The organism is Antarctobacter sp. (assembly GCF_965277915.1).
GTDB lineage: Bacteria > Pseudomonadota > Alphaproteobacteria > Rhodobacterales > Rhodobacteraceae > Antarctobacter.
In genome coordinates, this window is sequence record NZ_OZ255849.1 from 673,473 (window position 1) to 694,802 (window position 21,330).

General features: G+C 64.9%; 21 protein-coding genes. 10 read left to right on the plus strand and 11 right to left on the minus strand.

Features of this window, described 5'->3' with window-relative positions:
* Positions 1–4: 4 nt before the first annotated feature.
* The 3 genes from ACQY5B_RS04180 (at position 5) to ACQY5B_RS04190 (ending at position 3,555) form a co-directional block, all read left to right on the plus strand.
* Positions 5–721 carry a c-type cytochrome gene (locus ACQY5B_RS04180; protein WP_420326249.1) on the plus strand — a complete coding sequence of 239 codons (717 nt, stop codon included), beginning with the start codon at positions 5–7 and terminating at the stop codon, positions 719–721.
* Positions 722–1,157: 436 nt separating this feature from the next.
* Positions 1,158–2,423 carry an NAD(P)/FAD-dependent oxidoreductase gene (locus ACQY5B_RS04185; protein ID WP_305969508.1) on the plus strand — a complete coding sequence of 422 codons (1,266 nt, stop codon included), beginning with the start codon at positions 1,158–1,160 and terminating at the stop codon, positions 2,421–2,423.
* A gap of 214 nt (positions 2,424–2,637) precedes the next feature.
* Positions 2,638–3,555 carry a cation diffusion facilitator family transporter gene (locus tag ACQY5B_RS04190; protein ID WP_420326247.1) on the plus strand — a complete coding sequence of 306 codons (918 nt, stop codon included), beginning with the start codon at positions 2,638–2,640 and terminating at the stop codon, positions 3,553–3,555.
* A gap of 4 nt (positions 3,556–3,559) precedes the next feature.
* Here ACQY5B_RS04190 and ACQY5B_RS04195 read toward each other — a convergent pair whose 3' ends face one another.
* A complete protein-coding gene (locus ACQY5B_RS04195) occupies positions 3,560–4,759 on the minus strand; it encodes an FAD-binding domain-containing protein (protein ID WP_420326246.1) in 1,200 nt (399 codons plus the stop codon).
* Positions 4,760–4,918: 159 nt separating this feature from the next.
* Between ACQY5B_RS04195 and ACQY5B_RS04200 the strand changes: the two genes are divergently transcribed.
* The 6 genes from ACQY5B_RS04200 (at position 4,919) to ACQY5B_RS04225 (ending at position 8,749) form a co-directional block, all read left to right on the plus strand.
* Positions 4,919–5,554, plus strand: coding sequence for an ATP-dependent Clp protease proteolytic subunit (locus ACQY5B_RS04200; RefSeq protein WP_305969505.1), 636 nt, complete (start codon positions 4,919–4,921; stop codon positions 5,552–5,554).
* A 165-nt stretch (positions 5,555–5,719) separates the two neighbouring features.
* Entirely contained in the window at positions 5,720–6,985 is a 1,266-nt protein-coding gene (clpX, locus tag ACQY5B_RS04205) for an ATP-dependent Clp protease ATP-binding subunit ClpX (RefSeq protein ID WP_305969504.1), read from the plus strand.
* Positions 6,986–7,055: 70 nt separating this feature from the next.
* On the plus strand, positions 7,056–7,415 hold the full coding sequence (locus tag ACQY5B_RS04210; protein WP_420326244.1) for a RidA family protein: 360 nt from the start codon (positions 7,056–7,058) through the stop codon (positions 7,413–7,415).
* A gap of 142 nt (positions 7,416–7,557) precedes the next feature.
* Complete coding sequence (locus ACQY5B_RS04215) at positions 7,558–7,941, plus strand: NADH:ubiquinone oxidoreductase subunit NDUFA12 (protein ID WP_043144566.1); 384 nt, start codon at positions 7,558–7,560, stop codon at positions 7,939–7,941.
* Positions 7,938–8,390 carry an outer membrane lipid asymmetry maintenance protein MlaD gene (mlaD, locus tag ACQY5B_RS04220; RefSeq protein ID WP_420326243.1) on the plus strand — a complete coding sequence of 151 codons (453 nt, stop codon included), beginning with the start codon at positions 7,938–7,940 and terminating at the stop codon, positions 8,388–8,390. The genes ACQY5B_RS04215 and mlaD overlap by 4 nt, the downstream gene beginning before the upstream one ends.
* Entirely contained in the window at positions 8,387–8,749 is a 363-nt protein-coding gene (locus ACQY5B_RS04225) for a DUF2155 domain-containing protein (RefSeq protein WP_420326242.1), read from the plus strand. Before mlaD ends, ACQY5B_RS04225 begins: the two co-directional genes overlap by 4 nt.
* A 62-nt stretch (positions 8,750–8,811) precedes the next feature.
* Here ACQY5B_RS04225 and aat read toward each other — a convergent pair whose 3' ends face one another.
* From aat to ACQY5B_RS04275, 10 genes are all read right to left on the minus strand, one after another.
* Positions 8,812–9,447 (minus strand): leucyl/phenylalanyl-tRNA--protein transferase, encoded by a 636-nt coding sequence (aat, locus tag ACQY5B_RS04230; RefSeq protein WP_305969651.1) that lies wholly within the window; start codon positions 9,445–9,447, stop codon positions 8,812–8,814.
* Between the two features lie 118 nt (positions 9,448–9,565).
* Positions 9,566–10,915, minus strand: a complete 1,350-nt coding sequence (accC, locus tag ACQY5B_RS04235) for an acetyl-CoA carboxylase biotin carboxylase subunit (protein ID WP_420326241.1) — start codon at positions 10,913–10,915, stop codon at positions 9,566–9,568.
* A gap of 4 nt (positions 10,916–10,919) precedes the next feature.
* Positions 10,920–11,414 (minus strand): acetyl-CoA carboxylase biotin carboxyl carrier protein, encoded by a 495-nt coding sequence (accB, locus tag ACQY5B_RS04240; protein ID WP_306043947.1) that lies wholly within the window; start codon positions 11,412–11,414, stop codon positions 10,920–10,922.
* A gap of 160 nt (positions 11,415–11,574) precedes the next feature.
* Complete coding sequence (locus ACQY5B_RS04245) at positions 11,575–11,961, minus strand: hypothetical protein (RefSeq protein WP_420326240.1); 387 nt, start codon at positions 11,959–11,961, stop codon at positions 11,575–11,577.
* A gap of 401 nt (positions 11,962–12,362) precedes the next feature.
* Entirely contained in the window at positions 12,363–14,306 is a 1,944-nt protein-coding gene (acs, locus tag ACQY5B_RS04250; RefSeq protein WP_420326239.1) for an acetate--CoA ligase, read from the minus strand.
* Between the two features lie 113 nt (positions 14,307–14,419).
* Positions 14,420–15,175: an ABC transporter ATP-binding protein gene (locus ACQY5B_RS04255; RefSeq protein WP_420326238.1), complete on the minus strand. Its 756-nt coding sequence runs from the start codon at positions 15,173–15,175 to the stop codon at positions 14,420–14,422.
* An 82-nt stretch (positions 15,176–15,257) separates the two neighbouring features.
* On the minus strand, positions 15,258–16,013 hold the full coding sequence (locus tag ACQY5B_RS04260; RefSeq protein WP_420326237.1) for an ABC transporter ATP-binding protein: 756 nt from the start codon (positions 16,011–16,013) through the stop codon (positions 15,258–15,260).
* Between the two features lie 12 nt (positions 16,014–16,025).
* A complete protein-coding gene (locus ACQY5B_RS04265) occupies positions 16,026–17,225 on the minus strand; it encodes a branched-chain amino acid ABC transporter permease (protein ID WP_305972233.1) in 1,200 nt (399 codons plus the stop codon).
* A 4-nt stretch (positions 17,226–17,229) separates the two neighbouring features.
* Positions 17,230–18,237 (minus strand): branched-chain amino acid ABC transporter permease, encoded by a 1,008-nt coding sequence (locus tag ACQY5B_RS04270; protein ID WP_305972234.1) that lies wholly within the window; start codon positions 18,235–18,237, stop codon positions 17,230–17,232.
* A gap of 128 nt (positions 18,238–18,365) precedes the next feature.
* Positions 18,366–19,712 (minus strand): substrate-binding protein, encoded by a 1,347-nt coding sequence (locus ACQY5B_RS04275; RefSeq protein ID WP_420326236.1) that lies wholly within the window; start codon positions 19,710–19,712, stop codon positions 18,366–18,368.
* A gap of 223 nt (positions 19,713–19,935) precedes the next feature.
* Between ACQY5B_RS04275 and ACQY5B_RS04280 the strand changes: the two genes are divergently transcribed.
* On the plus strand, positions 19,936–21,243 hold the full coding sequence (locus tag ACQY5B_RS04280) for a helix-turn-helix domain-containing protein (protein WP_420326235.1): 1,308 nt from the start codon (positions 19,936–19,938) through the stop codon (positions 21,241–21,243).
* Positions 21,244–21,330 lie beyond the last annotated feature (87 nt).

Here is a 21,330-nt window from a genome sequence, read left to right on the forward strand (position 1 = left end):
TGACATGATGAAGCGGCTGATCATAACGGCCCTCGTCGCGCTGGCCCCCCTGGTGGGGCCAGCAACCGCAGAGGAGGAGGCCCAGCTGATCGGCGATGCCGAGCGCGGGGAAGACCTGTTTCGCCAATGCATCGGCTGCCATCAGATCGGCCCCGACGCAAAGAACCGCATCGGCCCGCATCTCAACGGCATCTTCGGGCGCCGGGCGGGCAGCGTCGAGGGGTTCGACTATTCCAGGTCGATGGAACGCGCCTTTGGCGACGGGCTGACTTGGGACTATGACACGCTCGATGCCTATATCGAGAACCCCCGCGTGCTGATCTCGGGCACGCGCATGTCCTATCGGGGCATGAAAGACGACCAGGACCGTCACGATGTCCTGGCCTACCTGCGCGCCTTCACGGCCAATCCGCAGGACATCCCGGAATCCGCGCCGACCGCCGTCCCGCGCGAGGTGGAACTGTCGCCCGAGATCCTGGCGATCGTGGGTGACGTGGCCTACGGCGAATACCTGGCCTCTGAATGCCTGACCTGCCACAAGCGGGATGGCGCGGACGAGGGCATCCCCTCGATCGTGAAATGGCCCGAGGAGGATTTCGTCGTCGCCATGCACGCCTACAAGCGAAAGTTGCGTCCACACCCGGTTATGCAGATGATGGCCGGGCGACTCAGCGATGAGGAAATCGCCGCGCTGGCGGCCTATTTCGCCAGCATGGAATGACCGGGGGCTGAGCACGGGAGGGTCAGGTATTCCGCAATTGAGCGAAGGCAATCCAAGGACAAGACTGGCAGCGCAGGACAGGACGTCCTGCCGCGGAGGTGCGTATTTCGCCACCGTGTCCGTTTTTCAGGTCCGGGTCCGCATGGCCCCGTGCCAAGTGGATGGTATTTCTCATGCGGATGTCCTTTGCTCTTCGTATCCTAATGTTGGGCGCGTTTCTGGCGCTGGCGGCGTTCTTCGGCCTCCTGCCGAGTTGACGCCGGCGGGTCACCGCGCCCCAAAGATCTTTCCTTCAATTACGGCACCCCGCGCCGGCCCCACTGGCCGCGCGGGGTTCTTCGTTTGAGGGCGGGACCCGCGTGCACACTCTTCGGGAGCAAAAAGGGGAGAGATTGCGCGCCAATAAAAGCGATTGTCCAACAATGAGGAGACGGACATGACTCTGAACAGACGCACTTTTCTGGGCACCGCCGCGGCGGCGGCCTCTCTGTCGGCGCCAATGGTGCAGGCCGCCGGCCACGGCAAGCCGCGCGTCGTGGTGATCGGCGGCGGTGCCGGCGGTGCCACTGCCGCACGCTATATCGCCAAGGACAGCCAGGGCGAAATCGCCGTTACCCTAATCGAACCCACGCGGACCTATTACACCTGCTTCTTTTCCAACCTCTACATCGGCGGCTTCCGCGACCTGCAATCCATCGCCCATGACTACAGCACGCTGGCCTCGGAATACGGCATCAACGTGGTGCACGACTGGGCCGTGGGCGTGGACCGGGACGCAAGGACCGTGTCGCTGGCCGGTGGCGGCAGCCTGCCCTACGACCGGCTGGTGATCTCTCCCGGTATCGATTTCGTCGACGGGGCGGTTCCGGGCTGGGACCTGTCGGCGCAGACGGCCATGCCCCATGCCTACAAGGCGGGGACGCAGACCGCCCTGCTGAAGGCGCAGATCGAATCCATGCCCGAGGGCGGGACCTATGTGATGGTCGCGCCGCCCAACCCCTACCGTTGCCCGCCGGGCCCGTATGAGCGGATCTCGATGGTGGCGCATGTGCTAAAGGCGACGAATCCGACGGCCAAGATCCTGATCGCCGACCCCAAGGCCAATTTCTCGAAACAGGCTCTGTTCGAGGAGGGGTGGAACAAGCACTATGCCGGGATGATCGAGCGCATCGGCCCGGACTTTGGCGGCGGCAACGTGTCGGTGAACCCGGACACGATGGAAGTCGACATCGACGGCGAGGTGGTCAAGGCCGACGTCTGCAACGTGATCCCGGCGCAGAAGGCGGGCGCGATCTGCGCCGCTGCCGGGCTGACCGAGGGCAACTGGGCGCCGGTGTCCGGCCACACGATGCAATCGCGGCTTGACGAGAACATCCATATTCTGGGCGATGCGACCAACCAGGGCGACATGCCGAAATCGGGCTTCTCGGCGAACAGCCAGGCCAAGGTGGCGGCGATGGCGGTGCGCGGCGCATTGACCGGCAGTCGCGTTTTCCCGGCCAAGTTCTCGAACACCTGCTGGTCGCTGATCGACGCCGACGACGGTATCAAGGTCGGCGCGTCCTACGAGGCGACGGACGAGAAGATCGCCAAGACAGACGGTTTCATCTCGGAGACCGGCGAAGACGCGGCGCTGCGCAAGGCGACCTACGAGGAAAGCATCGGCTGGTACGCCGGCATCACCTCGGACATGTTCGGCTGAACGAGCGCGGGAGTGACAGGATGGTTCGCCGCGCCTTGCGGCGCGGCGATCCGCCGGGGGCTTTGCCCCCGGACCCCCAGAGGTATTTTGCGCCCAAAGAAACATTGGTTGCGGGCCATGTGGCGGTTGGAGCGCAACGTCCTGCTGCTGCGGTCGCCTCACCCGCCGCGGCGCGCCGGTTGACCTTTGGCGCCAAAGCGCGCTTCTTCTGACCATGCCCCACGGACATCACCATCATCACCAGCATGTCGATCCGGAGGCGGGCGATGCTCGCATGGCCGCTGCCGTCGGCGTGAACCTTGCGCTGACCCTCGCGCAGGTGGTGGGCGGGATCCTGTCCGGGTCTCTGGCGATGATTGCCGATGCGCTGCACAATTTCTCGGACGCGGCCAGCCTGATGATTGCGGCCCTCGCCCGGCGCATCGCGCGCCGACCCGCGGATTCCGACATGACCTTCGGCTATGGCCGGGCCGAGGTCGTGGCGGCGCTGATCAACCTGACGACACTGATCGTGATCGGGCTTTACCTGGTCTACGAAGCCATCCTGCGGTTCTTCGACCCGCAGGAGGTGGTCGGCTGGCTGGTCATCGTCATCGCCGCCGTGGCCCTGGTGATCGACCTGGCGACCGCGGCGCTGACCTACAGGATGTCGAAGACCAGCGTGAACATCCGTGCCGCCTTTCTGCATAACCTGGCCGATGCGATGGGATCCTTGGCGGTGATCCTGGCCGGGGCGCTGATCTGGGCCTTTGGCTGGGTCTGGGTGGACCCGGCGATCACCCTTTTGATTGCGGGATATATCCTCTGGATGGCCTGGAGCGAGATTGGCGGCGTCATCCGGATCCTGATGCTGGGCAGCCCGCCGCGGCTGGCGCCGGAAAGCGTGCTGGCCACTGCCGAGGCGGTGGAAGGCGTCGCCGGGTTGCATCATGCGCATCTGTGGCAGATGGATGAGCACCAGGCCGCCCTGCAGGCCCATATGGTGATCAAGACCGGCGATTGGGCGCAGGCGGATTCGATCAAGCAGACCGTGAAAGCCCGTCTGGAGGAAGCTCACGGCCTGACCCATGTCACGCTCGAGATGGAATGCGCCGCGCATGTCTGTTCCGGCGTGCAGAGGATCGGTCACTGAACTTTCAGGCAGGACTGTCCAGGGTTGCCAGCAGTGTGGGAATGGACTTGCGGAACTTGAAGAAGCCCGCGGTGGCGTGCGGCCAGGCCCGTGCATCGTAGGGGCGCAGCAGCTGCTCGACGCCGTCCAGTTCTTGCAGGATCTCGGCCACGGGACCTGTCGGGGCATAGGCGGTGACGATCTGTTCGGCGTCCAGGTCGCCTGCCATTGCCGCGATATCCTCTGCGGTTTGCGCTTTGCGGGTGGGGCCAAGCCGGTCTTGCCAGCGGTCCGCCGTCTCCTGCACCAGCGCCGCGCGGAACCGTGTGACTTGCGGCGCTGGTTCCAGAGGGCTGAGGCGTGCGCCCGAGGTCAGCAGGGCCGTTCCTGCCGGACGCAGACCCGCGTCGAGCATCCAGCCGGGCGACAGGTCATCCTCATGCAGCACGAAAAGCGTCCGCAGGTCCGGATCCATCCGCCCGCCCGCAGGGGGCGACAGGGGCGGCGGCGGGGCCGGGCCATCCAGGGGCGTGGCCGCCGTGTTCAATTCGTCGTGGGCCGGTGTGAACCGGCCTTGGGTGAAGCGGGCAATATTGGCGGGTTGAGCGACATAGGCCTTGCCGCGCGTCTGCAGCCCCGCAACCCAGCGCCAGCTTAGCGTGTTCGAGGCCGGATCGCCGTCCAGAAGATGCCGCAGGAAGAAATCCGCGCCCAGTTCCCACGGCAGGTTCAGGGTGAAGATCCAGATCGAGGCGAACCACATCCGCGCGTGATTGTGCAGATAGCCGGTCCGGACCAGTTCCTCTGCCCAGGCGTCGAAACAGGCAATCCCGGTTTCTCCGGTGCAGGCCGCCTGCCAGCGTTGTCTCAGGCCGCCCTCGCTCTGGACCCGGTTCAGCTGATGCAAAAGCCGCGCCCGATATTCCTGCCAGACCGAGGGCCGCAGTTCCAGCCAGCCTTTCCAGTAGGTCCGCCAGAACACTTCCTGGATGAATTTCTCTGCCGCGTCCGGGGAATGATGCGCAATGACCGCGTGCAGTACCTCCTGTTCCGTCAGGACGCGGTGCCGGAGGTAGGGCGAAAGCTGTGACACCGCCTGATGTCGCCCCGGTCCAAGGTCGAAGTTCCGGCGGGCGGCATAGCGCGCGCCCGCCTCCGGCACAAAGCGCTGTAGTGCCGCGTGCGCGGCGGCATGTGTGGGGGCAAAGGGGGGCGTATCGGACATGATCCCATAGTTAGCGGGGGCGTACGGGTTTCAAGGCGGGGCCCTGTGGCCGGGCGCGTTTTCCCCGCGGCCCCTTGCAGCCCCCCAAGGGCGATACTAAGACTCAGGTAACCTTCAAGCGTTACGACCGTCCAACAAAGTATCTTCAGGCAGGCACATATGACCGATCCGATCGAGACCTACATGAACCTCGTCCCCATGGTGGTCGAACAGACCAGTCGCGGGGAACGGGCTTACGACATCTTTTCGCGCCTGCTGAAGGAGCGGATCATCTTCGTCAACGGTCCGGTGCACGACGGCATGTCGTCGCTGATCGTGGCGCAGCTGCTGCACCTCGAGGCGGAAAACCCTTCCAAGGAAATCTCGATGTACATCAACAGCCCAGGCGGTGTCGTCACCTCGGGCCTGTCGATCTACGACACGATGCAATACATCAAGCCCAAGGTCTCGACCCTGGTTATCGGCCAGGCAGCGTCGATGGGGTCGCTGCTGCTGACCGCGGGCGCCAAGGACATGCGTTTCTCGCTGCCCAACAGCCGCATCATGGTGCACCAGCCCTCGGGCGGCTACCAGGGGCAGGCGACGGACATCATGATTCACGCCGAAGAGACGCTGAAGCTGAAACGGCGGCTGAACGAGATCTACGTGAAACACACCGGCCAGACCTACGAGGCCGTCGAATCCGCGCTGGAGCGCGACAACTTCATGGATGCCGAACGGGCCAAGGAGTGGGGGCTGATCGACGAGATCGTGACCTCGCGCGTGGTCGACGGCGAAAGCGGCGGCGACGCATGATTAGGCGCCCCGGTCCGCTGGGCGGGCCGGGGCGAATTTTCGGATTGTCGCGCCCGACCACGTGGCCTAAGCTGTCCGAACACTGGCAGCAGGCGGCGTTGTGGGGGCGCAAGGGCCGGTCGCCGGCGAAGCAGGAAACCGGGATAACCGGGAAAGGTGCGACTGATGGCAACGAATTCAGGCGGCGATAGCAAGAATACGCTCTATTGCAGCTTCTGCGGCAAGAGCCAGCATGAAGTCCGCAAGTTGATTGCAGGCCCCACCGTGTTCATCTGTGATGAATGCGTCGAACTGTGCATGGACATCATCCGCGAGGAAACCAAGGGGGCCGGGCTGAAGTCCTCCGAGGGGGTGCCGACCCCGCGCGAGATCTGCGAGGTGCTGGACGATTACGTCATCGGCCAGGCCACCGCGAAACGCGTGCTCTCCGTCGCCGTGCACAACCACTACAAGCGTCTCAACCACGCTCAGAAATCTTCGGATATCGAACTGGCGAAATCCAACATCCTGCTGATCGGCCCGACAGGCTGCGGCAAGACGCTGTTGGCGCAGACGCTGGCGCGTATCCTTGACGTGCCCTTCACGATGGCCGACGCCACCACGCTGACCGAGGCCGGTTACGTGGGCGAGGATGTCGAGAATATCATCCTCAAGCTGTTGCAGGCGTCGGAATACAACGTCGAACGCGCGCAGCGCGGCATCGTCTACATCGACGAGGTCGACAAGATCACCCGCAAGTCGGAAAACCCCTCGATCACCCGCGACGTATCGGGCGAGGGTGTGCAGCAGGCGCTGCTGAAACTGATGGAAGGTACCGTCGCCTCCGTGCCGCCGCAGGGTGGGCGCAAGCATCCGCAGCAGGAATTCCTGCAGGTGGACACGACGAACATCCTCTTCATCTGCGGCGGCGCCTTTGCCGGGCTGGATCGGATCATCGCTCAGCGGGGCAAGGGCTCGGCAATGGGCTTTGGCGCTGACGTGCGCGACAATGACGACCGCGGTGTCGGAGAAGTCTTCAAGGATCTCGAACCCGAGGATCTGCTGAAATTCGGCCTGATTCCGGAATTCGTCGGCCGTCTGCCCGTCATCGCCACGCTCGAGGACCTGGACGAGGATGCGCTTGTCACAATCCTGACCCAGCCCAAGAACGCCTTGGTCAAGCAGTACCAGCGCCTCTTCGAGATGGAGGAAACCAAGCTCGACTTCACCGACGACGCACTGCTGGCCATCGCCAAGAAGGCGATCGAGCGCAAGACCGGCGCACGGGGCCTGCGTTCGATCCTCGAAGGCATCCTGCTGGACACGATGTTCGAACTTCCGGGCATGGAAGAGGTGACAGAGGTCGTCGTGAACGAGGAATCGGTCACGTCCGAGGCCAAGCCGCTGATGATCTACGCAGATCAGAAAAAAGAAGGCGCGTCCGCGGGCTGACCCCGGCGAGGCAAACCACACGTGCAGGGCGGGGTTCTACCCCGCCTTTCCTTTGTCAGGGGACGAGAAAATGACCATCACACGCATCTCCTCGGGCAGTCCTTTCGAGGAAAAGATCGGCTACAGCCGCGCCGTCGTCGCGGGTGGCTTCGTCCATGTGGCCGGCACGGTGGGGCAGGGCGATACCGTCGAGGAGCAGTGCCGCGCCGCGTTGGCCACGATTTCGCAGGCACTGGAAAAAGCGGGCAGCAGCCTGTCGGATGCGGTGCGCGTCACCTACTACCTGCCGGACCGGCACGAGTTCGAATCCTGCTGGCCAATCTTGCGTGAGGCCTTCGGGGCCAACCCGCCCGCCGCAACGATGGTGGAATGCGCCCTGATCGACCCGAAATACCGGATCGAGATCGAGCTGACGACGCTCGCCCGCTAGGACATGGCCGGGCGGGCCGAGCTTCAGCCTGCCAGCCCAGCAAAAACGCCACAGGCGGCAAAGGGCGCGCCTGCGTCATGGCGGGCACTGGACCCCGTGCCGCGAATTCGCCATAAGAGGCGTCAGAATACAGGAGTCGTTCATGGGCATTCTCAACACCCTTCTGCGCGCCGTGACCTGGTGGAATGGCGCCACGCTCAACACCCTGATCTACACCAGCCGCAAAGGCGTGAAGGTCGGCGAGGATGAGCAGGGCAACAGCTTCTACCGGACCCGTGACGGCAAGAAGCGCTGGGTGATCTTCAACGGCGAGGCCGAGGCAAGCCGCGTCAGCCCCGATTGGCACGGCTGGCTGCATTACACCTTTGATGAGCCGCCCACCGACAAGCCGTTGCCCCACAAGACCTGGGAAAAGCCGCACAGCGAAAACCTGACCGGCACCGCGCTGGCCTATGCCCCGGCGGGCAGCATCCGGCGCGAGGCCCCGGCAGAGCGTCGCGACTACGAGGCCTGGTCGCCCGAATGACCCATTCCGTGGCCGAAGTGGTCGTCGGCGGCGCCGTTCTGGCGGCGGCGCTTACCTTTGGCGCCTACACCGTGCAAAGCACTGGTTTCGCACTGGGCTCTCAGGGATATGAACTCAGCGCCTCTTTCCGCTCTGTCGAGGGGATCGGGGTCGGGACCGACGTGCGCCTTGCGGGCGTCAAGGTGGGCACCGTCACGGGAATCGAGCTGAACCCCGAGACCTATCGTGCCGACACGACCGTGGTGATCGACGATCATGTCTTGGTGCCGCATCTCAGCGTGATCGCGATCGCATCAGAGGGACTGTTGGGCGGCAACTTCGTCGAGATTTCGCCCGGTGGCGGATTGGACAACTACCAGCCGGGAGACGAGATCCTGGATACGCAAGGCTCTGTCAGCCTGCTGACCATGTTGATGCGCTACATCGGCGGGGAAGGCGATCAGCAATGATCGCCCGCGCGCTGGCCGTGATGCTTGCGCTCACTGCGCCTGTCGTGGCGCAGGAGCAGACGGAAACAGGAACCGGCGCCGTGCTGCGCGGGCTGGACAAGCTGAACGCCAAGGTCAGCGACATCACCCTGCAGAACGGGGAGGCGACCGTCCTTGGCCTGATCGAGATCGCGCTCAAGGAATGCCGTTACCCGCAAGGTGATCCCTCGGGCGATGCCTATGCCTTTCTGACCATCCGCGAGGCCGGCGTGGCGAAACCGCTCTTTTCCGGGTGGATGATCGCCTCGTCCCCGGCGCTGAACGCAATGGACCACGCGCGCTATGACGTTTGGGTCATGCGCTGCACTCTGCCTGAGTAACGTCGCGCATTTTTGCGGTGATCGCGGTGTCGCCCCGAGCGAACCCGTGCGCCGTGTAGCGGTCAGGCAGAGGGGCGCAGGTGGGCCACCACGTCGACGCCAGACCTGGCCAGGGGCTGCGACCGGATGTCCGCGGGCAGTTTCAGCGCCTCGGACAGTTGCGTCCGATAGGCGTGCCGCGTGATCTCGATCCCTCCAAGGCTGGCCAGGTGCGGGGTCAGGAACTGCGTGTCGAACAGGACGAATCCCGTGCGCCGCAAGAGGTCCACCAGCCAGGCCAGCGCGATCTTGGAGGCATCCGTGCGGCGCGAGAACATCGACTCGCCGCAAAAGGCCGCCCCGACGGTCACGCCGTAGACCCCGCCAACCAGCGCGCCGTCCATCCAGATCTCCAGCGAATGCGCGTGGCCCTGCGCGAAAAGAGCGTGGTAGAGGTCCCGGATCTCGGAGTTGATCCAGGTTTCCTCGCGGTCGGCACATCCGTCGATCACGCCCGAGAAATCGGTATTCAGCGTCACCTGGTAACCGTCGCGGCGCAGGCGTTTCGCCAGACTGCGCGAGATCCGGAACCCTTCCAGCGGCAGCACGCCACGACGCCGGGGATCGACCCAGAAGATATCAGGATCGTCCCGCCGTTCGGCCATCGGAAAGATGCCGGTGCGATAGGCCTGAAGGAGAAGTTCGGGGGTGACACTCATGACGGCGGGATAGTCGCCTGTCGTGCCGTGCCCCGCCATGCGACCCGCCGTCCCGCAGCCTGTCTGCGAGAGGCGGTGTCGAGGAGGGGGGCGCAGGGCCGGGGCAGGGCGGCCCGGCTCATTCCAGCCCGCCGGCCTCCAGCCATTTTTCCAGCCAGTGAATGTTGTATTCGCCGGTATGGATGTCCTTTTCACGCAAGAGCGCGTGGAACAGCGGCACCGTGGTGTCGATGCCGTCCACGATCAGCTCGCCCAAGGCGCGGTTCAGGCGTGCCAGCGCTTCGGGCCGGTCACGACCGTGCACGATCAGCTTGCCGATCAGGCTGTCGTAGTAGGGCGGGATGCGATAGCCGTCATACAGGGCGGAATCCATCCGCACGCCAAGGCCGCCCGGCGCGTGGAAATGCGAGATCGTGCCCGGGGAGGGGCGGAACTCGGGCAGTTTCTCTGCGTTGATGCGGACCTCGATGGCATGGCCGTTGATCTGCAGATCGTTCTGGGTAAAGGACAGCGGTTGACCGGCGGCGACAAGGATCTGCTCGCGCACAAGGTCAACGCCGAAGATGCCCTCTGTCACCGGGTGTTCCACCTGCAGGCGCGTGTTCATCTCGATGAAGTAGAACTCGCCATCCTCGTAGAGGAACTCGATGGTGCCGGCGCCGCGATAGCCCATCTTGGCCACGGCGCGGGCGCAGATGCCGCCGATATGGGCGCGCTCTTCGGGGCTGATCGAGGGGCCGGGGGCCTCTTCGAACACCTTCTGGTGACGCCGCTGCAAGGAACAGTCGCGCTCGCCCAGATGGACACCGCCCCCCTGGCCATCGCCGAACACCTGGATCTCGATATGGCGCGGGCGCTGCAGGTACTTCTCGATGTAGACTTCGTCGTTGCCAAAGGCCGCCTTGGCCTCGGCCCGGGCGGTCTGGTAGGCGCGCGACATCTCGTCCTCGTCGCGGGCAACCTTCATGCCGCGTCCGCCGCCGCCTGCGGTGGCCTTGACGATGACCGGATAGCCGAAGGACGCGCCGATCTGCTTGGCTTCCTCGACGCTGGCCACGCCGCCCTCGGAGCCGGGAACAACCGGGATGCCCAGTTCCTTGGCCGTCTCCTTGGCGGTGATCTTGTCACCCATCGTGCGGATATGTTCCGCAGACGGGCCGATGAAGGTGATGTCGTGGTCTTCGACGATCTGCACGAAGCGGGCGTTTTCCGACAGGAACCCATAGCCCGGATGGATCATCGTTGCGCCGGTCACCTCGCAGGCCGAGATGATGGCCGGAATGGACAGGTAGCTGTCGGGCGAGGGCGCCGGGCCAATGCAGATGGTCTCGTCCGCCATGCGCACGTGCATCGCGTCGGCATCGGCGGTGGAATGCACCGCGACCGAGGGGATGCCCATTTCGCGGCAGGCGCGGATGACGCGCAGCGCGATTTCGCCTCTGTTGGCGATGAGGATCTTCTGGGTCATGCGCTTACTCGAGGATGACCAGCGGGGCACCGTATTCGACCGGCGCGCCGTCCTCGACGAGGATGCGCTTGACGGTGCCTGCGCGGGGCGCGGGAATATGGTTCATGGTCTTCATCGCCTCGACGATCAGCAGCGTGTCGCCTTCCTTGACCGACGTTCCGACCGCGATGAAGGAATCCGCGCCCGGTTCGGGCTGCATGTAGACGGTGCCGACCATCGGCGAGGTCACGGCGCCCGGATGGGCGGCGGGATCTTCGGGCATCACCTCTGCCGCGGCGGCGGGCGCTGCGGCGGCCGGTGCGGGGGCGGCAGCGACCGGTGCTGGGGCGGCAACGGGGGCAGGCGCGGCCACGGTAGAGGCTCGGCTGATGCGAACCTGCAGGCTGTCGTCGTCGCCGTATTCCCGCATGACCTCCAGTTCTGTCAGGTCATTATCCTGCAGGAGTTCCGCCAACGCCTTGATAAAGGCCACATCCGCATCGGACTTGTTCTCGCTCATGCCATCCTCGCCATGTCCATCTGCCCGTTACCGATCACATCGGTGGGCTCAGCGCGCTTATAGGGTATGGCGCGGGCGGTGAAAAGCGATGCCGCGCAGGATTGCCACGCGGTTTCGCCCTGCCGGGCGGCATTGCCGGGGCGGCATGTGCCCAAGGCGATCAGTCGCGCGGTTCGTCGGCCGGTTCCGGTGGGCGATCTGCGGTGGCGTCAGACCGTGATTCCCCGGGGTCCCTGCCGGTGTCACCGGCTCGTTCGGCTGCCTCCGCGGCCGTATTGGGCGGGGCCTGCTCCGCCAGCATGCGGCTGATGGTGATCTGCATGATGGAGGGCGGCGCGGTGTTGGCGTCGGGATCGGGCTCGCCGTTGGCGGCGCGCCAGAATTTGTCCGGCGCCAGCCCTTCGCGCAGCCCCGCCTCCGGGTCGCGGGCATCGGCGATGGGTTTCACCCGTGTCTCGCGCGCAGGTTCGCGCGGGGCATCGGGCAGCCCCTGCGGATGGCCCGTGACCTGCGGCGCCGTCAGCAGAGGTGTTGCAGTGACTTGCATTAGGCAGCTCCGTTTTCAGAGCGCCCCCACGTCCACGAAGATACCACCGGAGGCGCTTTCGCGCAGCGGGTTCGGTCGAATTGAGGAGAGAATTCGCTCGATAAAGGGCATTGGCGGGAAGCCGCTGGGTATCGGCGGTTCTTGGCAAGATTGCGCAAACATGACCGGATTTTGAACTGTTCCATACGCATTCATGAAGTGACTTGCGGCGTGCACGCACGAAGCCAGACAGGTTGATGCCAACAGCATGTGACAAGCGCAGTGGAAATTCGGCGGCTCAGCCAACCACCTGGAGGCTTTCGAGGCGCTGCTGGCCTGATCTGCCCCGGGGAACAAGAAAGCCGCCGGGATGTCCCGGCGGCTCTTGCTGTCTGGACGCCCCTCTACCAGGGCGCGCGCTGTCACGTGTTCATTCTGTTTTGGATGAGGTCGTCGACGACGGAAGGGTCGGCGAGTGTTGAGGTGTCGCCGAGGGCGCCGTAGTCGTTTTCGGCGATCTTGCGCAGGATGCGGCGCATGATCTTGCCGGAGCGGGTCTTGGGCAGGCCCGGGGCCCACTGGATGAGGTCGGGCGAGGCGATCGGGCCGATCTCGCTGCGGACCCAGGTGCGCAGCTCCTTGCGCAGCTCCTCGGTGGGCTCGACGCCGTTCATCAGGGTCACGTAGCAGTAGATGCCCTGGCCCTTGATCTCGTGCGGGTAGCCCACGACGGCGGCCTCGGCGACCTTTTCATGGGCGACCAGCGCCGATTCCACCTCGGCCGTGCCCATCCGGTGGCCCGAGACGTTGATCACGTCGTCGACCCGGCCGGTGATCCAGTAGTCGCCATCCGCGTCCCGGCGGCAGCCGTCACCGGAGAAGTAATAGCCCTTGTAGTCCGAGAAATAGGTCTTTTCGAACCGCTCGTGATCGCCCCAGACGGTGCGCATCTGCCCCGGCCAGCTGTCCTTGATCGCCAGCACGCCCTCGGTGGGCGAGGCGTCGATCACTTCGCCCGACTGCGGGTCCAGCACCACCGGCTGCACGCCGAAGAAGGGCCGCATCGCCGCGCCCGGTTTCGTCGCATGGGCGCCGGGCAGGGGGGTCATCATGTGGCCGCCGGTCTCGGTCTGCCACCAGGTGTCGACGATCGGGCAGTTCCCCTTGCCGACCACGTCGTTGTACCAGTTCCAGGCCTCGGGGTTGATCGGCTCGCCCACCGTGCCGAGGATGCGCAGCGAGGAGAGGTCGCACTTGGTGACGAACTCGTCCCCCTGGCCCATCAGCGCGCGGATCGCGGTGGGGGCGGTGTAGAACTGGGTCACGCGGTGCTTCTCGCAGACCTGCCAGAAGCGGCTGGCATCGGGGTAGGTGGGCACGCCCTCGAACATCAGCGTGGTGGCGCCATTGGCGAGCGGACCGTAGACGATGTAGCTGTGGCCGGTGACCCAGCCCACGTCCGCGGTGCACCAGTAGACGTCGCCGTCATGGTAGTCGAAGGTCACCTCGTGGGTGAGCGCGGCATAGGTCAGGTAGCCACCGGTGGTGTGGACCACGCCCTTGGGCTGGCCGGTGGAGCCGGAGGTGTAGAGGATGAAGAGCGGATCCTCGGCGTTCATCTCGGCGGGCTGGGAATAGTCGGAGGCTTCCAGCGCCATCTCGTTGTAGTCGAAATCGCGGCCCTCGACCCAGGTGGTCTGGCCGCCGGTGCGCTTGACGACCAGGCACTTGACGTCGTCCTTGCAGTGCAAGAGCGCCTTGTCGGCATTGGTCTTGAGCGGGGTCTTGCGGCCGCCGCGGGGCGCCTCGTCGGCGGTGATGATGACCTTGGCGTCACAGCCGTTGATCCGGGCCGAGAGCGCGTCCGGCGAGAAGCCGGCGAAGACGATCGAGTGGATGGCGCCGATGCGGGCGCAGGCCAGCATGGCATAGGCGGCCTCGGGGATCATCGGGAGATAGATCACCACCCGGTCGCCCTTGCGCACGCCCATGCTCTCCAGGACGTTGGCCATGCGGCAGGTGCGGCGGTGCAGGTCGGCGTAGGAGATGCTCTGCGCCGGTTCGTTCGGATCGTCGGGCTCGAAGATGATCGCGGTCTGGTTGCCGCGCTTTTCCAGGTGGCGGTCGATGCAGTTGGCGGCGACGTTGAGCGTGCCGTCGCGGAACCACTCGATCTTGACCTGGCCGAGGGTGAAATCGGTCTTCTTGATCTCGGTCGGCGGCGTCATCCAGTCCAGCCGCTGCGCCTGCTCCGCCCAGAACCCCTCGGGGTCGGACACCGACCGCGCGTACATCTCGTCATACCGCGACGCGTCAACGTGGGCGTGTTTCACCATATCTGCGGACGGGGGATAGGTGGTGCTCATTGGGCTCTCCTCCAGAAAATGCTCGGGGGCAGGGAAGACCTCCCCGCCCCCGAAATCAAGTGGTTCCTAAGTCCTGTACGGCCTCGGCGGGTCTTGCCGTGCAGCACGCCGGGTCAGATCGCCAGGTATTCCGCGCGGAGGCTTTCGTTCTCCAGCACCTCGGCGGCGCTGCCGTCGAAAACGATGGAGCCGGTGTCCAGGATCACTGCCCGGTCGGCCAGTTGCAGCGCGCGCACCGCGTTCTGTTCGACGATGATCGTGGTCATGCCCTGTTCCTTGATGTGGCGCAGGGTCTTTTCGATCTCGTCGACGATGACCGGGGCCAGGCCCTCGTAGGGTTCGTCGAGCAGCAGCACCTTGATGTCGCGCGCCAGCGCCCGGGCAATGGCCAGCATCTGCTGTTCGCCGCCCGAGAGGGTGGTGCCCTCCTGCTTGCGGCGTTCACCCAGGCGCGGGAACAGGTCGTAGAGCCGTTCCAGCGACCAGCCGATGGGCGGCGCGATCTGGGCCAGTTGCAGGTTCTCCTCGACCGTCAGGCCGGGGATGATGCGCCGGTCCTCGGGGACAAGGCCGAGGCCCGCGATGGCGGCCTGGTGCGCCTTCATCGTGTGAAGGGGCTGGTGGTCCAGCCAGATTTCGCCGTGGTTGATCTGCGGATCGTCCAGCCGGGCGATCGAGCGCAGCGTGGTGGTCTTGCCGGCGCCGTTGCGGCCCAGCAGGGCCAGGATCTCGCCCTCGTGCACGTTGAAGCTGATGCCCTGCACGATGTAGCTCTCGCCGTAGTAGGAATGCATGTCCCAGATCGAGAGGAAGGCGGGGGCGGTTTCCGCCATGTTGGCGTTCTTGGAAAAATCGGGGCGGACGTTCATCTTTGGCTTCTCCCGTCCCGGGGCTGACCCGGAACCTGATGGATGGAGGCCCCGGCGCAAGGCCGGGGCGCTTTGTGACGGTTCAGTGCGCTTCGCCCAGGTAGGCTTCCTGCACCTTGGGATGGCCCTTGATGTTTTCGGGTGCATCCTCGACCAGCGGCGTGCCCTGCGCCAGGACCGTGATCCGGTCGGCGAGGGAGAAGACCACGTGCATGTCGTGCTCGATGATGGCGATGGTGATGTCGCGCTCGTCCTTGATCTGCTTGAGCAGGTCGATGGTGTTGTTGGTGTCGGCGCGCGCCATGCCGGCGGTGGGCTCGTCCAGCAGCAGCAGCCTGGGCGACTGCACGAGGCACATGGCCATCTCCAGCCGCCGCTTGTCGCCGCGGGACATCGAGGCGGAATGCATGTGGCGCTTGTCCAGCATGTTCACCTCGTCCAGCATCTTCTCGGCCTCCTCGATGAGCGATTTCTCGTTCATCACGGATTCGATGGCATGCAGGCGATAGGCCCCGTCGCGCTTGGCGAAAAGCGGGATCATCATGTTCTCGAACACGGTCAGATCACCAAAGATCTCGGGCGTCTGGAAAACGCGGGAAATCCCCATCTGGTTGATCTCGTGCGGGGATCGGCCCAGCACCGACTGGCCCTGGAACATGACCGACCCGGTGTCGGGGATCAGCTTGCCCACCAGGCAGTTCAGCAGGGTGGACTTGCCCGCGCCGTTCGGTCCGATGATCGCGTGGCAGCTGTTTTCCGCCACGCTGAGGGTCACGTCCGAGAGGGCCTTGAGACCGCCGAAGCGTTTGCCCACGTCCTTGACTTCAAGAATACCCATCAGTCTGTCTCCTTATTCCGCGGGCTCTGTGCTGGCCGACTTGGGATCGTCGGCCTTCTTGCGGTTGAAGAAGCGGGCGATGCGCTGACCGCCTTCGACAAGGCCGCCGGGCAGGAAGGTCACGACAAGCATGAAGATGATGCCCAGCGTCAGGTGCCAGCCCTTGCCGACGAAGGGATGGATGACGAAGACGACGAAGTCCTCGATCCCGTCCGGCAGGAAGGCGAACCAGCCGTGCAGCACGTTGTCGTTGATCTTGGAAAAGATGTTTTCCATGTACTTGATCGCACCGGCGCCCAGCACCGGGCCGATCAGCGTGCCTGCGCCGCCCAGGATGGTCATAAGCACGACCTCGCCCGAGGCCGTCCACTGCATGCGCTCGGCGCCGGCCAGCGGGTCCATCGCGGCCATCAGGCCCCCGGCCAGACCGGCATACATGCCGGAGATCACGAAGGCGGCCAGAGTGTAGGGCTTGGGGTTCAGGCCGGTGTAGTTGAGGCGCTGCTGGTTCGACTTGATCGCACGAAGCATCATGCCGAACGGCGAGCGGAAGATGCGGATCGCCAGGTAAAAGGAGATCAGCATGACCACCGCGCAGACGTAGTAGCCGACCGAGAAGGTGAAGCTCCACGGGCCGACGACCATGTCGGTGGCGGCGCGCATTTCCAGGCCAAAGAGGTTGGTCACCGGGATCGACCCGTCGGCAGTGGCCGAGGCCCCCAGGATGCGCGGATCGTCAAGCGTCAGCTGCAGGCCGGTTTCGCCGTTGGTCAGCGGCGTCAGCACCGAGTAGGCCAGCGCAAAGGACATCTGTGCAAAGGCCAGGGTGAGGATCGAGAAGTAGATCCCGGTCCGGCGCAGGCTGACAAAGCCGATGACCAGCGCAAAGAGCCCCGCGATGACGACCGACAACAGGATTGCCGGGAGGATGTTCATGCTCAGCAGCTTGAACATCCAGACCGCCGAGTAGCTTCCCACCCCCAGGAAGGCGGCGTGACCGAAAGACAGGTAACCGGTGAGGCCGAAGAGGATGTTGAAGCCGATGGCGAATATACCGAAGATCACGAAGCGCTGCATCAGGTCCGGGTAACCGGCGTTGAACTGTGCCAGCCCGCTATCGGTCGGGAAGGGGTTGAGGATGAAGGGCGCGAGCATTGTGAGCAGCGCCACGATGAGCAGCAGGGTGCTGTCTTTCTTGTCCAGTCCGAACATGGGCTTACTCCATCACGCCCTTGCGACCCATCAGACCGCGCGGGCGGGTCAGAAGGATGACAATGGCGACAAGGTAGATGATGATCTGGTTGATGCCGGGCACGAGGGTGATGACCTCTTTCATCGAGGCAAAGCTTTCCAGGATGCCCAGCAGGAACCCGGCGGCGACGGCGCCCGGAAGCGACCCCATGCCGCCCACGACGACCACGACAAAGCTGAGCACGAGGAAATCCATCCCCATGTGATAGTTGGGCGCGTTGATCGGCCCGTACATCACGCCCGCCAGGCCCGCGACCGCGGCGGCGAGGCCGAACATCAGGGTGAACCGCTTGTCGATGTCGATGCCGAGCAGGCCCACGGTCTCGCGGTCGGCCATGCCGGCGCGAACCACCATGCCGAAGGTGGTGAACTGCAGGAAGGCAAAGACCGCGCCGATGATCGCGACGGCGAAGCAGAAGTAGACGATCCGCCAGATCGGGTAGACGATGGTCGAGGTCAGCTGAGCCACGCCGGTCAGCGCCTCGGGGGCGGGGGTCTGGATCGGGTTGGCGCCGTAGAAGTACTTGATGACTTCCTGCAGGACGATCGCCAGGCCGAAGGTCACAAGGATCTGGTCGGCGTGCGGGCGCTTGTAGAAATGCTTGATCAGCCCGCGTTCCATGACGAAGCCGATGAGGATCATGATCGGGATGGCAAAGAGGATGGCCAATGGTACGGACCAGTCGATGATGGTCGACCCCATTTCAGGCCCGAACCAGCTTTCGACATAGGGTGTCTTGACCTTGAGCGGGTTGCCCAGAAAGTCGGTCCGGGTCGGATCGACGGTCTCGAACGACAGGTTCAGGATACGTTGCAGTGTCACCGAGCAGAAGGCGCCGATCATGAACAATGCGCCATGCGCAAAGTTGACCACGCCCAGCGTGCCGAAGATGAGTGTCAGTCCCAGCGCGATCAGCGCATAGGCCGAGCCCTTGTCGAGCCCGTTCAGAACTTGGAGGATGATGGCGTCCATTGTCCCACCCTTTGCGGTCGGAGTGCGGAAAAAGAGAGGACCCGTGTCAGCGGGCCGAGGGGGAGTGTGCTGGGTGGGCAGGGCACATGGCCCTGCCCGTCACGCGGCCCCGCGAGGGCCCGGCGTGATTACGCGCCCGGGTTGCAGGAGCCCAGCGAGCCGCCTGCGAACATCGGGTGATCGGGTGCGTATTCGACCTGCGCGCGCGGCGTGACTTCGACGATCTCCAGAAGGTCGAATTCCGAGGTCGGGTTGTCTTTCCCCTTCACGACCAGCACGTCCTTGAAGCACTGGTGGTCTTCGGCACGGTAGAGGGTCGGGCCGTTGCCCAGGCCGTCGAACTCGAAACCTTCCAGGGCTTCGGCGATGGCGCAGGGGTTGAACGACCCGGCGCGCTGTGCCGCATCCGCGTACAGCAGGGTCTGGACGTAGCAGGTGTGCGCGGCCTGGCTCGGCGGGAAGCCGTACTTGGTGCCGAAGGACTTGACGAAGGCCTTGGACCCCTCGTCCTGCAGCGACCAGTGCCAGTTGGTGGATCCGAAGATGCCCTTGACGTTGGCGCCGGCACCCTTGGCCATCAGGCGCGAGTACAGCGGCACGACGATCTCGAAGTCCTTGCCGTTCACGACCTTCTCGCGCAGGCCGAACTGCACGGCGTTGGTCAGCGAGTTGACCATGTTCCCGCCGTAGTGGTTCAGGACCAGCACGTCGGCGCCCGAGTTCAGGACCGGCGCGATATAGGACGAGAAGTCCGTGGCGGCCAGCGGCGTCAGCACGTTGTTGATGGTTTCCCATCCCAGCGCCTCGGTTGCGGCGGCGATGGATTCCTGCTGGGTCCAGCCCCAAGTGTAGTCGGCAGTCAGGTGATAGGCCTTGCGGTCGTTGCCGTACATCTTGGCCAGCACCGGCGCCAGCGCGGCACCCGACATGTAACCGTTGAAGAAGTGACGGAAACCGTTGGCCTTCTTGTCCTTGCCGGTGGTGTCGTTCGAGTGGGTCAGACCAGCCATGAAGATGACGCCGGCTTCCTGGCAGAGACCCTGGACCGCGATCGCCACGCCCGAGGAGGAGCCGCCGGTGATCATGATGGCGCCGTCTTTTTCGATCATCGACTTTGCCGATGCGCGCGCAGCGTCCGATTTGGTCTGGGTGTCGCCGGTGACGTATTCCACCTTCTTGCCCAGGATGCCCGTGCCGTCCAGGACCTTGGAAGAGAAGGTCGAAAGCATGCCGCCGTCGCCGCCGCCGTTCAGGTGCTCGACCGCCAGTTCGTAGGCGCGCAGCTCGTCAGCGCCCTCATCCGCGTAGGGGCCGGTTTGCGGAACGTTGAAGCCCAGGGTCACGGTGCTGCCGGTGGGTGCGTTGGTATAGCCCGAATGGCTGGCCGCCGACAGGTAGGTGGGCAGCGCCAGGCCGGCACCGGCCACGGCACCGGTCTTGATCACGCCACGGCGCGTCACGTTGAGTTTGGACATGAAATCCTCCCGTTTCGAAAAAGCCGCCCCGGAATTCTCCTCAGTCTTCGGGGGCGTTCGCACATCTGTGCAAATGCAGTATGGCAGCGTGATGGAAAATTGCGCAACAAGCGCTTTACGAGTAACACTTTTTTTGTCAACGTCTGAAAAGTAGACGGCGGTATTCTGTAAAGGTGTTTATGTTGCGTTGCAGAAACCCCTTGAAACGGCAAAGGAAAGCCTCATGCCCCGCGATACGCTGACGGGATCGCGAATCCGCGAAAGGCGGGTGCTGCGTGGCATGAAACAGGCCGATCTGGCGCGACGGGCCGGTATCTCTGCATCTTACCTGAATCTTATCGAGCATAATCGCCGCAGAATCGGCGGCAAGCTGCTGTTGTCGATCGCCGAAATCCTGCGCGTGGAACCGGCCGCCCTGACAGAGGGGGCGGGCGCCGCGCTGATCGCCTCTCTGCGCGAGGCCGCCGCCGACATGCCGCAGGTCTCGGCGGAACTGGACCGGGTCGACGAATTCGCCGGGCGCTTTCCGGGCTGGGCGCAGCTCTTGGCCGACAGCCGCACCCGCGTCGCCCAGTTGGAACGCAGCCTCGAGACGCTGAACGACCGCATGACACATGACCCGCATCTGGCCGCCTCGCTGCACGAGATGCTGTCGACCGTGACAGCTATCCGCTCTGCCGCCTCGATCCTGGCCGAGCCGGGCGAGGTGGATGCGGAATGGCAGGCGCGGTTTCACCGCAACATCTACGAGGACAGCGCCCGCCTGGCCGAGACCAGTCGCGGGCTTGTCACCTACCTGGAGGCGGACGAGACCTCGCCGCTGGAAACCGGCGCACCGCAAGAGGAGCTGGACGCGGCGCTGGAAAAGGCGGGGCACACGGTGCCAGAACTCGAAGCCGGGGAAGACCGGGACGCGGCGCTGGCCAAGCTGGGCCGGGGGTTGTCCGGTCCGGCGCGGGGGCTCTTGCGGGGCTGGCTGGACCGCTATGCCAGTGATGCCGCGGCTTTGCCGCTGGACCGGCTGCGCCCGGCGGTCGAGGCGCACGGCCCCGACCCGGCGGCGCTGGCCGCGGCCCTCGGTGCCGATCCGGCCCGTATCATGCGCCGCCTTGCCGCCATGTCACCCGAGGACCTGCCGACCCCGGTCGGCCTCGCGATCTGCGACAGCTCGGGCGTGCTGACCTATCGCAAGCCGCTGCCGGATTTTCCCATGCCCCGGTTCGGCGCGGCCTGTCCGCTCTGGCCGCTCTACCGGGCATTGTCGCGTCCGCATGTGATCCTGGCCGGGCCTGTCATGCAGGTCGGGCGCAGCGGTGCCGTGCTCTGGGCCGATGCCCTGGCCACGCCGCAGGCCGGACCGGCGGTCAATGCGGATCCGCTCTACCAGGCGCAGATGCTGGTGCGTCCGCTGCCGCAGGGGGCGGAACCGCCCGCGACCCTGCCGCAATTGGGCGTGGCCTGCCGCGTCTGCCCCCGCGAATCCTGCGAGGGGCGGCGCGAACCGTCGATCCTGGCCTCGGTCCGGCGCTGACCCCCCGGGGCTGCCGCGCGCACATGGCGGTTTCCCTTGGGGCAGAAAACCGATCGAAAGGCCAAGTGTTTTTTGACAGAGGTCGCA